This window comes from Streptomyces sp. NPDC107550 (assembly GCF_055639095.1).
This window is the reverse complement of sequence record NZ_JBVKBC010000027.1, coordinates 88,689-99,958: the sequence shown is the minus strand read 5'-3', so window position 1 is coordinate 99,958 and position 11,270 is coordinate 88,689. Positions and strand designations below refer to the sequence as shown.

The 11,270-nt window shown below is 74.0% G+C and carries 7 protein-coding genes; all 7 read right to left on the bottom strand.

The window, feature by feature from the left end; all coding sequences use genetic code 11:
- Positions 1-422 precede the first annotated feature (422 nt).
- The 7 genes from ACZ7LY_RS27490 to ACZ7LY_RS27460 all read right to left on the bottom strand — a co-directional run bounded on the left by ACZ7LY_RS27490 (position 423) and on the right by ACZ7LY_RS27460 (position 10,997).
- Positions 423-1,526 carry an FHA domain-containing protein gene (locus tag ACZ7LY_RS27490; protein ID WP_471627407.1) on the bottom strand — a complete coding sequence of 368 codons (1,104 nt, stop codon included), beginning with the start codon at positions 1,524-1,526 and terminating at the stop codon, positions 423-425.
- Between the two features lie 63 nt (positions 1,527-1,589).
- On the bottom strand, positions 1,590-2,948 hold the full coding sequence (locus ACZ7LY_RS27485) for a vWA domain-containing protein (RefSeq protein ID WP_471627406.1): 1,359 nt from the start codon (positions 2,946-2,948) through the stop codon (positions 1,590-1,592).
- Between the two features lie 62 nt (positions 2,949-3,010).
- Positions 3,011-4,423 carry a PP2C family serine/threonine-protein phosphatase gene (locus ACZ7LY_RS27480; protein WP_471627405.1) on the bottom strand — a complete coding sequence of 471 codons (1,413 nt, stop codon included), beginning with the start codon at positions 4,421-4,423 and terminating at the stop codon, positions 3,011-3,013.
- Positions 4,424-4,427: 4 nt separating this feature from the next.
- The gene (locus ACZ7LY_RS27475; protein ID WP_471627404.1) at positions 4,428-7,211 is read right to left on the bottom strand and encodes a serine/threonine-protein kinase; all 2,784 of its coding nucleotides are present in this window, start codon (positions 7,209-7,211) and stop codon (positions 4,428-4,430) included.
- Between the two features lie 5 nt (positions 7,212-7,216).
- Positions 7,217-8,506 carry a hypothetical protein gene (locus tag ACZ7LY_RS27470; RefSeq protein ID WP_471627403.1) on the bottom strand — a complete coding sequence of 430 codons (1,290 nt, stop codon included), beginning with the start codon at positions 8,504-8,506 and terminating at the stop codon, positions 7,217-7,219.
- Between the two features lie 74 nt (positions 8,507-8,580).
- A complete protein-coding gene (locus tag ACZ7LY_RS27465) occupies positions 8,581-9,612 on the bottom strand; it encodes a glutamate ABC transporter substrate-binding protein (protein WP_471627402.1) in 1,032 nt (343 codons plus the stop codon).
- Positions 9,613-9,626: 14 nt separating this feature from the next.
- On the bottom strand, positions 9,627-10,997 hold the full coding sequence (locus tag ACZ7LY_RS27460) for a hypothetical protein (protein ID WP_471627401.1): 1,371 nt from the start codon (positions 10,995-10,997) through the stop codon (positions 9,627-9,629).
- Positions 10,998-11,270: the final 273 nt, after the last annotated feature.

The following is an 11,270-nucleotide window of genomic DNA, read 5'->3' as shown; positions in this document are numbered from 1 at the left end:
TCTCCAGCAACTCCCATTCCTCATCAGTCAGTTCATGACGACGCACCATCACTCCATACTGCCCCCCGGCACGACACTTTGACGACACGCCCTAGAGGGAAGCGGGGCTCCGCCCCAGCTCCCCAGGGGAGGAGGCGGCGACGCAGTCGCCCCGACAGGGGCGCGGGGAACTGCGCGACCAGCCACGACGAAAGTCGAGGAAACCCACCGGCAGAGCCACCCACTCACCCAGGGGCGCGGGGAACTGCGCGAGCAACCACGACGCGAGTCGAGGTTGCCCACCGGCCGGAGCCACCCACTCACCCAGGGGCGCGGGGAACTGCGCGAGCAACCACGACGAAAGTCGAGGTGACCCACCGGCCGGAGCCACCCGCCTACCCAGGGGCGCGGGGAACTGCGCATGTTTGTTGGGGGCGGCGCCGTCAGGCTCGGTGGATGGTGATTGTGGTCCACGCACCAACGTGCACCCGGTCGCCATCCTGCAACGGCACAGGCACGAACGGCTGGATGGGATCCTCCCCGCCATTCACCGTCGTACCGTTCGTCGAGTTCTGGTCGACCACCGCCCACGACCCGTCCGGCTGCTGCACCAGCACCGCATGCTGATGCGACACCCCGGGATCCTCCGGCGGCACCGACAGATCGATGTCAGGCGTGTCCCCGGTGGAGTGCCGGCGCCGCCCGATCGTGATCTGGTTCCCCACGAGCGGGCGCTGCTGCTCGGGCGAGTACGCGGGCAGGTTGAGCCCCGACGCCTCGGGCCCGCTGCGCTGCATCATCGCCATGAAGTAGTCCCGGTCGGGCGCGATGGTCGCGGACCAGGACGACGGCCCGGCCGGCGCGGAAGGCGCGGAAGGCGACGACGGAGACGGCTGCGACGGAGGCCCCTGCTGGAACGGCGGCGGCGTGGACCCGCCCCCCGACGACGGAGGCGGGAGCATCCAGTCGTCCCCGCCGGGGCTCCCCCCGAAGGACGGATTCGGCGCGGACGGCGCGGGCGCGGGCGGCGCGGGCTGCTGGAACGCCTGCGGAACACCCCCGGTGCCGCCCGCGGAGGGCGAAGGATCCCCGAACGGGTTCGGCCCCGGCGGGATCGGCTCGGCCGGCCGGTTCACCTGAGAGGGCCGCGAGCCCTGGTACTCGTACGGATCACGCCCCTGCGGCGGCTGCTGGAACCGCAGCGCCGGGTTGGGCCCCGGCGCGGACGGCGCACCGCCGCCGGAGGTCGGCAGCGGCGGGTTCGGCGCGGCCGGCGTGTACGAGGTGGCGGTGTTCGTGAGGAAGTTCCAGCGGCACTCCTCACAGAACGGAGCGCCCCCTTCACGCGGTGTCCGGCACTGCGGGCACAGCTCGGGCGCACCGCCGCCCCCCTGCGGCGCCTGCGCGGCGGGCGGCGGCGGGGGGTAGCCGTAGCCGGCGGCCGGAGGCGGCGGCGGGGGCGGGGGCACGGCACCGGCCATGCGGTGACCGCAGACCTCGCACCAGTCGTCGGAACCCGACTGGTGTCCGTTCGGGCAGGTCGGCATGTCGGCGCTTCCCCCTCTCCTTCACATGCAAGCACCAACCGGGCTTGCGGTAGTTCTGACCAGCTACTTCTTGACGCGAACCGTCTTGGTGGACCGGGTTTCGAGAGTCATCTCGTCGGCCTCCGCGACCTTCGCCTTCAATCGAACAGTACCTTCCGCGGCGTCCACCACGTCCACCACCTTCGAAAGCAGCTTCGCCGTATCCGCGTTGCCGGAGAGCGCCGCGAGCTGCACCGCCCGGCCCAGTTTCGCGGTCGCCCCGTCCAGGTCACCGGCCTTGCGCGCGTCCAGGCCCTGCTGGATCGCCCGCGCCAGTTCGGCCTGGCCCGTGTAGTGCGCGACCTGCGCGTTGATCGAGGTGGAGGCCGCCATGTCGTCCGTCCACACCGCCCGTACGAGGCCCTGCCCGAGGGTCTGCGCGCTGCCGTCGGCGTGCGGGATCACCAGGGAGACGCGGGCGGCCAGCATCTCCTGGCCGAGCTCCGCCCCCGGCACCCGTACGCACACGTGGTAGTCGCGGGACTCGTCGCCCCACGAGCCCGTCGGGTAGTCACCGGCGCGCGGCCCCGCCTCGCTGCGCCGCCCGGTCAACTCCTCGACCGTGGGCGCGACCTGCTTGACGAACCGGACCTCCGCGCCGAGCGGTGTCCACAGCCGCAGCGCGACGTCCGCGACCTCCTTGCCCATCGCGGTCTCCATCATCCGCGTGAAGTCCTCGGTGAGATGCTCGGGGTCGGCGACGATGTCGGCGGTGCCGAGCAGCGCGGAGGCGATGCCCGTGACCTCCTTCACCTCCCAGTCGGTGCCGACGCCCCGCGCGTCGCAGGTGAAGCGGCCCGCACACGCGTCGAGCGCGGCCCGCAGGTCCTCGGGCGCCTCGTGCTCGTTGCGCCCGTCGGTGAGCAGGATGCCGTGCCGGACGGCGCCGGGCGGCACGTCGGCGGCGTACAGGAGCCGGTCCGCGAGCCGCAGCCAGCCGCCGATCGCGGTGCCGCCGCCCGCCGACAGCTTGCGCAGCGCCTGCCGCGCCTGCTCCCGGGTGGCCACGCCCGCCACCGCGAGCCGCCCGCCGCCCGGATAGACCTCGTTCGCCACGTGCGTGCCCGAGACCACCGCGAACCGCACCCCGTCGCGCAGGGTGTCGATGGCGGCCTTGCACGCCTCGCGCGCCCCGCGCATCTTCGCGGGCGGGTAGTCCATCGAACCGGAGCAGTCGACCATGAGGACGACCGCCGCGTCCGGGCCGCCGCCCCCGTCCACCGGGTACGCGGACGCCGCGCCGGCCGCCCCGCCCACGGTCCCGCCGCCGGTCGAGGTCACCGTGACGATCGCGTCCACGTCACGGCCGCCCTCGGGCAGGAACTCGTTCTGGTAGACCTCGACCGAGAACTGCGGCACGTTCGACTTCGAGAAAATGGCCATGCTGACAAGTCCCCCTGAGTGAAAGCACGTTCACCGCGTGCGGCGCGGCCCCCGCCGGTGTGCTACGCCGATCCTGCCCCGGCCGCCGGGACCGGGAACGGCAGCACCGCCACTGTTACGTTGTCGTGGCCGCCGCCGTCCAGGGCGTGGCCGACGAGGACCTGCGCCGCGTGCAGCGGGCGGGCCGCCGCGTCGGCGGGCAGCGCGCGGGCCATCGCGTCGGCGGCCTCCGCGTAGTTCCACAGGCCGTCCGTGCAGACCACGACGACACCGGGCCGGTCGGGCTTGAACGAGGCGGTGTGCGGCTCCAGTTCGTAGGCGTCCGCGCCGAGCCAGCCGGTGATCGCGTGGGCGCGCTCGTCGGCGTACGCCTCCGCCTCGCTCATCAGGCCCGCCGCGACCATCTGCGCCGCCCACGAGTCGTCCTCGGTGAGCCGGGCGGCGGGCGAGGTGCGCTCGTCGGGCACCCAGTAGGCGCGCGAGTCGCCGACCCAGCCGACGACGAGCAGGTCGCGGGTGACGACGCAGGAGACGAGGGTGCAGGCCGGGGCGTTCTGGTGGGGCTTGTGCTCGCGGGCCGTCTCGGGCTCGCTCGCCAGCGCGTTGACCGCCTCCGCCGCCGCGACGATCGCCTCGTGCATGGCCTGCTGCGGGTGCGTGCCGCGCGGCAGGGCCGCGTGCAGCGCCTCGTCGGCGGCGCGGGACGCGGCGAGGGAGGCGTCGTCGGGCCGGGTCGCGGAGGAGACGCCGTCGCAGACCACGGCGACGACCGCGGGCGTGCCGTCGGGCAGCGCCGCCGAGGACACCGCGAACGCGTCCTCGTTGCGGTGGTGGCGCAGGCCCCGGTCGCTGACCGCGGCGACCGCGTCCAACTCCCGTTCCATGTGGTCGCGTTCGCGGGGCTGGGCGTGCCCGCAGTTCTCGCAGTAGCCGTCCGGGTCGACGTGCCCGGCGCGGCACGCGACGCAGAGCTTGGTGCCGGCGGGCGGCGTGGTGGCCGCCGCCTCCAACTGCTCGGGTGAGGCGGTACGGGGATCGGGCGCGGCGAGCCGGAAGTCGTCGCCCCCGTCGTCCTGCCCGCCCGCTGCGTCCTCGCCGCTCTCGCCCCGGGGTGCGGCGGCGGGCGGCTCGTGGCGTCCGGCGCCCGGCAGTTCGCCGCCGCCGGAGTCGGTGCCCTCCAGGTCGGCCGCCTGATGGACGGGCGCGGGCGAGCCCGTGCTCTCCGCCTCGGCGGCGGGCCACTCGACGGACGGACCTGGCCCCTCGGGCGCCGGGTCCTGCCCGGCGGGAGCGGACGCGGCGGACGCGGCGGGCGCGGCCTCGCCGTCCGTCTCCCGGGGCGACGGCGCGCCCTCGGCGGCCGCCGGGCGCGGGCCCGCCGACAGGTCGTATCCGCAGGCCCCGCAGAAGCGGTCGCTCTTGTCGAGCGGCTCCTCGCAGCTGGGGCAGGCGGCCAGCTCGTGCGTCTGCGACATCAACTCACACCCACGTCCGGGGGCGGTAGCGGTTGGCCCGCTCCACCAGTTCGATCCTCTCCTCGCCGCGCTGAGCGAGCCTGGCCAGTGTCCGGTACGAGCGCTCAAGGCCCAGGCGCAGGCCGCGCTCGTCCAGGTCGTTGCCGAGTACCGCCGTGCGTCCGGGCCCCGGCCGCTGACCGGAACCCTGCCTACCGGAGAGTACCCAGTCGAGCGCCGTGCCGAGGACCTCGGTGGACAACTGCTCCCTGCGCACGGCGTCGAGACCGAACGCCTCCAGGGCCTCCACCTGCCCCGCCGCCGCCGTCAGATCGCCCAGCAGCGGATCGCCGTCGGGCGCGGCGCCCGCGACGACCCGGCCGCGCAGCCTGGCCCGTACGGCGGCCACGCGCGCCGCCGTGTAGTGGATGGACGACTCGGGGACCGACTCCAGGGTGCGTACCGCGCCGCCCCGGTCGCCGGCCGCGAGCCGCACCCGGGCCAGGCCGAACGCGGCGCTGACATAGCTCGGGTCGGTCGCCCACACCAGGCGGTAGTACTCCGCCGCGTTGTCCAGCTGGCCGAGGACCTCCGCGCACACCCCGAGCGCCAGCTTCGGCGCGGGCTCGCCGGGGAACGCGTCGTAGACGGCGTCGAAGGCGAGCGCCGCGTGCGCGTGGTCGCCGGTGGCGAGGGCCGCGACGCCCCGGTACCAGACGACCCGCCAGTCGTCGGGGTGGTCGGCCTCGAGAGCGGTGAGACCGCGCACCGCCGAGTCCGTCTCGCCCATCTCCAGGCGGGCCCGCAGCTCCCGCAGCCGCAGTTCGAGCGAGCCGGTCGGCGCCGCGTGCAGCGCCGCTATCAGCTCGGCGGGCGCGGACGCGATGAGCCCCGCGAGGAACCCGGCGTTCGGGTCGTTCTGGTCGACGCGCGGCACGGGCAGCGCGAGCGCGGTCGCCGGCGCGTGCAGGGCCCGTACGAGCGTGGCGGGGGAGGGCGGCAGCGCCGGGCGCGGGGGCGCGGCGGGCAGCGCGGCCGCACCCCGCTTCACCCGTACGGGGACCTCGCGCGCCCCGAGCAGGGACACCTCGCCGTCCTGCCGGGCGAACAACTCCGTGTCGGTGACCTTCACTTCGGGCCCGAACAGCGTGGACAGGGCCGGGCGCGGGCGGCCCGTCTGGAGGGCGACGACCTCCCGCAGCACGCCCGTGAGCTGCTCGGCCATCTCCTGCGCGGAGGAGAAGCGACGGCCCGGGTCGGGGTCGGTGGCGCGCACGAGGAGCCGGTAGAACGACTCGTAGCGGCGGAAGACCTCGATGGTGTCGGGGTCGGGGAGGCTGTCCACGAACACGTTCGTGTAGCCCTGGAAGTCGAAGGTGAGCACGGCGAGCGTGCGGGCGACCGTGTACAGGTCGGAGGCGATCGAGGGGCCCAGCTCCGCGACCTCGGGCGCCTGGTAGCCGACCGTGCCGTAGATCGCGGACTCGTCGTCGTCCATGCGGCGGACCGCGCCCATGTCGATGAGCTTGAGCTGGTCCTCGGTCTGGATGGCGTTGTCGACCTTGAAGTCGCAGTACAGCAGGTTGCGGCTGTGCAGATGACCGAGAGCCTCCAGGGCCTCGATGCCGTACGCGCACGCCTGCTCGACGGGGAGCGGGTCGCGGCGGCCGTCGACCGTGCGCCGCTCGTTGGCGATCTCCTTGAGGGACTTGCCGCCGACGTACTCCATGACGATGTAGCCGTCCATGGAGCCGGTGCGCTGGTCGAGGTGTTCGACGAAGTTGTAGATCCGCACGATGTTGCTGTGCTCGATCTCGGCGAGGAAGCGGCGCTCGGAGATCGCCGCCGCCATCGCGTCCTGGTCGCCGGTGTCCAGGAGGCCCTTGAGGACCACCCAGCGGTCGGAGACCGCGCGGTCCACGGCGAGGTAGACCCAGCCGAGACCGCCGTGCGCGAGACAGCCCACGACCTCGTACTGGCCGTGCACCACGTCGCCCGCCGACAGCTTCGGCACGAACGAGTACGGGTGCCCGCACTTGGTGCAGAACCCCTCGGTACGGCCCGGCCTGTCCCCGCGCGAGCGGCCCACCGGCGCCCCGCAGTCCGACCGCGAGCAGAATCGCTTCCTCTCGGGGACCTCGGGGTTCTCCTGCACCATCGCGCGCGGGTCGGGACGCGGCACGTCCGGCACCCGCACCAGGCCCGCGCCGAGCCGCGCCCGCCCCGAACTGCTCGCCGACGCCCCCGAACTGCGCACCGACACCGACCGCGACGTGGACGCCCCCGACAGCGACCGCGACAGCCGGCCCGACACCGAGCGCCGCGACTGCGAGGAACGCGACGACGCCCGCGAGGACGCCCGCGAACTCGACGCCGAACTCTGCGAACCCCGCGCCCCGCCCGCCGCGATCCCGGTCGGCGGCGACGACACCATCCCGTTCGCCGCGACGACCGGCGCGAGCCCGCACGTGTCGCAGTACAGCTCGCCCCCGCCCATGTCCTCGTACGCGCCCTCGCAGCCGGGCCGCTGGCAGGACGCGCCGCCCGCCATGGGGGAGGGGGCCGGCGGCCGGCTGGGTGCGGACCCGGACGCCGGAGCCCCGAGACCGCCCGCACCGCCGCCCGCGCGCCCGGAGCCCGCGCCCGCGACCGCCGCCTGCCCCCGCACCCGCGTCGCCGCCGAGTCCGGGCCCGCCGACTGCGCCGGGAGCGCCGGCTTGAGCCCGCACGTGTCGCAGTACAACTCCCCGCCCACGTCCTCGTACGACCCCGTACACGTGGGCCGCGTGCACTTCTGTGCCTCGGGCACGACCACTACTCCCCCCTCTGGTCCGTCGGCGTCAGCGCCTCGGCCGCCGCCCGCTGGTAGCGCAGCACCGCCGCCTCCGCCGCCCGCAGATCGCAGGGCGCGCTCCACAGCATGCGGCGCGCCGCGTCGTAGCGCTCGGTGAGGAACGGGTCCTCCGCGAACCCCAGCCGCGTCACCTTCGCCTTGTACGCGTCGAGCCGCCCGCGCAGCTCCGCCCGCACCGCCAGCGGAGCCGTCACCGCCGTCAACGACTCGCGGGCGCGCAGCAGTTCGTCCTCCGCCTTCGTCTCCAGGGACTCCAGCAGCGGCGACAGGCGGTGCCACTGGCCGTGCCTGCGGTACTCGGCCGCCGCCGCGAGCTGCTCCTGCAACGCCGTCGGCGGACCCGACACCGCGGGCACCTCCGACGCGGCGATCTTCGCCAGCACCTCGCCGCGCGCCGAACGTGCCTCCGCGAGCGTGCGGTCCGCCCGCGACAGCAGGTCCCGCAGCCGCCCGAGTCGCGCCTCCGCGTCCTGCCGGACCGTCAGCACCGCCTCGATCTCGCGCCGCACCTCGTCGAGCGCCAGCGCCTGCTTGTCGTACGCCGTCGTGTCCGGCCGCCCGCCCCCGGGCGCCGAACTCCCGTGCGCCTTGCGCCAGTACGCCAGCGGATCGGAGACGACCTCCTCGCGCAGCCGGGCCAGCGCCCGCGTGATCCGCTCCAGGTCGTCGCCCGCCGGATGCTCACCCGGCCGTACGCCGACGGAGTGCGCGAGCTGCCGGGTGCGGGCCAACTCCGTGGCGAGCAGGTCGATACGGGCGGGCAGCGCCGACCACACCGCGTCGGCGGCGACGACCATGTCGAGGGACGACGCGTACAGCTCGTTCATCCGCTCCACGAGCGCCGCCAGCGTGAACCGCTCGGACAGCTTCGCCGGGCCCGTGAGCGACGGCGGCGCGGCGCCCGCGCCGGACGCCACCGTCACCGACTCGCCGCGCAGCAGCTCCGTCAGCTCCACCAGGTCCTCACGGGCGAGCCAGCGGCGCCGCGAGCGCACCGACCGCGCCGTGCGCAGCGCGCCCGCGTACGCGTCGAAGTACGCCCACAGCAGCGTGATCTCCTGCTCGGCCGCCGCCCAGCGCTCCCGGGTCGTCCCGGTCAGCTCCGCCCCTTCGAGCAGCCGGCGTCCCGCGTGGTCCTGGAGCGCGAGCAGCGAGGTCTCGATCGCCTCGTGCTCGGCGCCGAGCCGGGCCAGGGCACGGTCGACCTCGTCCCGGTCCATCACCGGACCAGGGGGTCCCGTGACGCCCATCGATCACCTCTCGCTTCCTCGAAAACCCGGCACTGCCCCAGGACCGCACTCCGTACGCCGCAACCGCCTTGCCGCTACCGGTACTTCGGTGCGGGCGGCCCGTCGGACGCGCCGAGCGCGGGCTCCAGCCACTTGTCGTACGCCTTCTGCCAGCCGCCGTCCTTGCGGTAGTCGGCCAGCACCCCGTTGACCCGGCGGACCAGGTCGTCGGCGCCCTTCTTCATGGCCACACCGTAGAACTCCTTGGTGAACGGCTTGCCCTTCAGCTCGACCGTCGGGTCCTGCGCGGCCTGGCTCGCGGCCAGCGCGCCGTCGGTGACCACCGCGTCCACCTCGCCCAACTGGAGCCGCACCAGGCAGTCGAGCTGGTTCGGCACGGTCGTCGTGATGTCCGCGCTGCCCGGCAGCTCGCCCTTCTGCTTGCCGTCCTTGAGCGCCGCCTCGGCCGTCGAACCCGCCGCCGAGCAGATCCGCCGGCCCGCGAGCGAACCGTCGTACCCGGTGACCGCGGACGCCTTCGGCGCGAGGACCTGCTGACCCGTCTGGAAGTACGCGGTGGAGAACGCCACGTCCTTCAGCCGGTCGCAGCTGATCGTCATCGTGCGCACCACCATGTCGACGTCACCGCGCTGGATCGCCGGGATCCGCTCGTTCGTCGGGATGGCGTGGAAGCGGACCTTGCCGGGGTCGCCGAGGATCTTGCCGGCGATCTCGTGCACCAGATCGATGTCGAAGCCCTCCAGCTCACTGCTGCGCGCCGAGCTGTTGGGATCGCGGTAGCCCCAGCGGAAGCTGTTCTGGTCGACGCCGACCGACAGATAACCGCGGTCCTTGATCGCCCGCACCGCCGCACCGCCGTCGTCGCCCGACGGCCGCAGGCTCCGCTCCGGCTCCTTGCCGTCGACGCCGGGCGCGCAGTCGCTCGCGCGGGCCTGGCGCCCCTCGGCCAGTCCCGCCGAGCCGGCGCCCGTGCTGCCGTCGCTCTCGCGCTGGGTCAGGGGGAGCAGCAGCGCCAGCACCGCCGTCAGCGCGCAGGCCACCGCCATCGTGGCCACACCGCCCCAGCCGCGCAGACTCACCCTCGGGCGTCCGCCGTGCCCGGCCATCCGCGCACCCCCTCTCACCGGTACTCCGAAAGCCTGCGTCCGATGCCGAGCACGGCGCCCGCCGCGGCCAGCACCGCGAGGACCGCCGCGCCCGCGCCGAGACCCGTCATCGCGTCCCGGCCCGCACCCGCGTCCGTGTCGAACTGGCGCTGCTCGTGCGCCAGCGCCCTGTCCAGGTTCTTGTCCACCAGATCGAAGCACTCGCCGGTCGGCTTGTCCTTCTTCGACCCGATGATCTTGTCGAGGGCGCCCTGGTAGTTGCCCGCGTCGTCCTGCTCACGGGCGACCGTGTGCCGCTTGCGCCACTCCTTCATGCTCGCGTCCGCGCCGGCGACCGGGGTCCGGCCCGCCGTGTCGTCGGCGAGCGCGTCCGCGTCCTTCAGCTTCCCCGCGAGCGTCGACATCTGCCGCTGGAAGTCGACGTCGTACTTGTCCTTCGTCACACCCTTCACCGAGACGGTCTCCGCGCCCCGGCTGACCAGGGTCAGGTTCTCGTTCCCCCGCGCCTTCAGCGACGCGATCGACGCGTCGTGCAGCACGTTCAGCGAGCGTACGCCGTGGTCGTACGAGGAGTTGAGCCCGCTGCGCGCCACCGAGTGCCCCACCGCGAGCCACAGCAGCACGACCGTCGTCGCCGCGGTCGCCGCCAGCAGGCCCTGGTTGAACACCCGGTTCGTGCGACGGTAGTTGCGGCGCTGCGCCCACACCAGGGCGCCCAGCGCGAGGACGCCGAGCGCGAGCGCGAACCAGGGGTAGGGGGCCGCCGCGTCGTAGTCGCCGCGCAGCCGCTGGTTCTCCTTCGTGTACAGGTCCTCGGCGGCCGGCAGCATCTGCGTCTGCATCTTCTCGTTGGCGTACCGCAGATACGCGCCGCCCAGCGGGAAGCCCTGCCGGTTGTTGGCGCGGGCCCGCTCGATCAGGCCCTTGTACTCGGGCAGCAGCGTGTTGAGCTTCTCGATCGTGCGGGCGGAGGGGGAGCCCGGGTCGGTGCTCGCGGCGGCCTTGACGAGTTTGCGGGCGGCGGTACGGATGTTCTTCTCGTACCGGGTCCGTACGGCCGCCGGCTCCTGGCCGCCGGCGAGGAAGCCGCTGGACGCGGCGGTGTTGGCGTCCGCCAGGGAGCGGTAGATGTCGGCGGCGTCGGCGCTCAGGGGCTGGCTGGAGCTCAGCACGTCGTCGGCCGCGGCCTGACGGTCCGTCATCTGCCAGGCCGTGGTCGCGCCGAACGCGAGGACGAGGAGGGCGAGGACGGCACCGATCAGCCGTAGGCGGCCCGGTTCTGTCGTCGCGCCGGCGCGTATGCGGTCCACGCCTTCCGCCCAGGCGGTTCGGCGTGGGGGCGTTGCCCTCGCGGGTGTGCCGGATCTGTTCGGCGTGTACGTCACTTTCGACCCTCCCCCATGGTCGTACGTCGGCCGTCAGTATCGCTGGCCGGGCGTGTATGCGCACGGGGCTTGCTGGATCTTGCGGTGTCGGCCCCTCTGGAACACGGTCAGAACTGAACGCCGGTTCCCTCCGGGGGCATCTTGGTCTCCGGGTGCGCGGTGACTGGCCGCGGGCCTGGGGTGGGTGGTTGGCTCCGGCCGGTGGGTTTCCTCGACTTTCGTCGTGGCTGAGCGCGCAGTTCCCCGCGCCCCTAGGTAGGTGGGCCTGCCCGT

Bases quoted from the DNA above. Each gene is read 5' to 3' on its own strand.
- ACZ7LY_RS27480 (WP_471627405.1), bottom strand. From the start codon at position 4,423: ATGTCGCAGACGCACGAGCTGGCCGCCTGCCCCAGCTGCGAGGAGCCG.
- ACZ7LY_RS27465 (WP_471627402.1), bottom strand. From the start codon at position 9,612: ATGGCCGGGCACGGCGGACGCCCGAGGGTGAGTCTGCGCGGCTGGGGC.
- ACZ7LY_RS27490 (WP_471627407.1), bottom strand. From the start codon at position 1,526: ATGCCGACCTGCCCGAACGGACACCAGTCGGGTTCCGACGACTGGTGC.
- ACZ7LY_RS27470 (WP_471627403.1), bottom strand. From the start codon at position 8,506: ATGGGCGTCACGGGACCCCCTGGTCCGGTGATGGACCGGGACGAGGTC.
- ACZ7LY_RS27485 (WP_471627406.1), bottom strand. From the start codon at position 2,948: ATGGCCATTTTCTCGAAGTCGAACGTGCCGCAGTTCTCGGTCGAGGTC.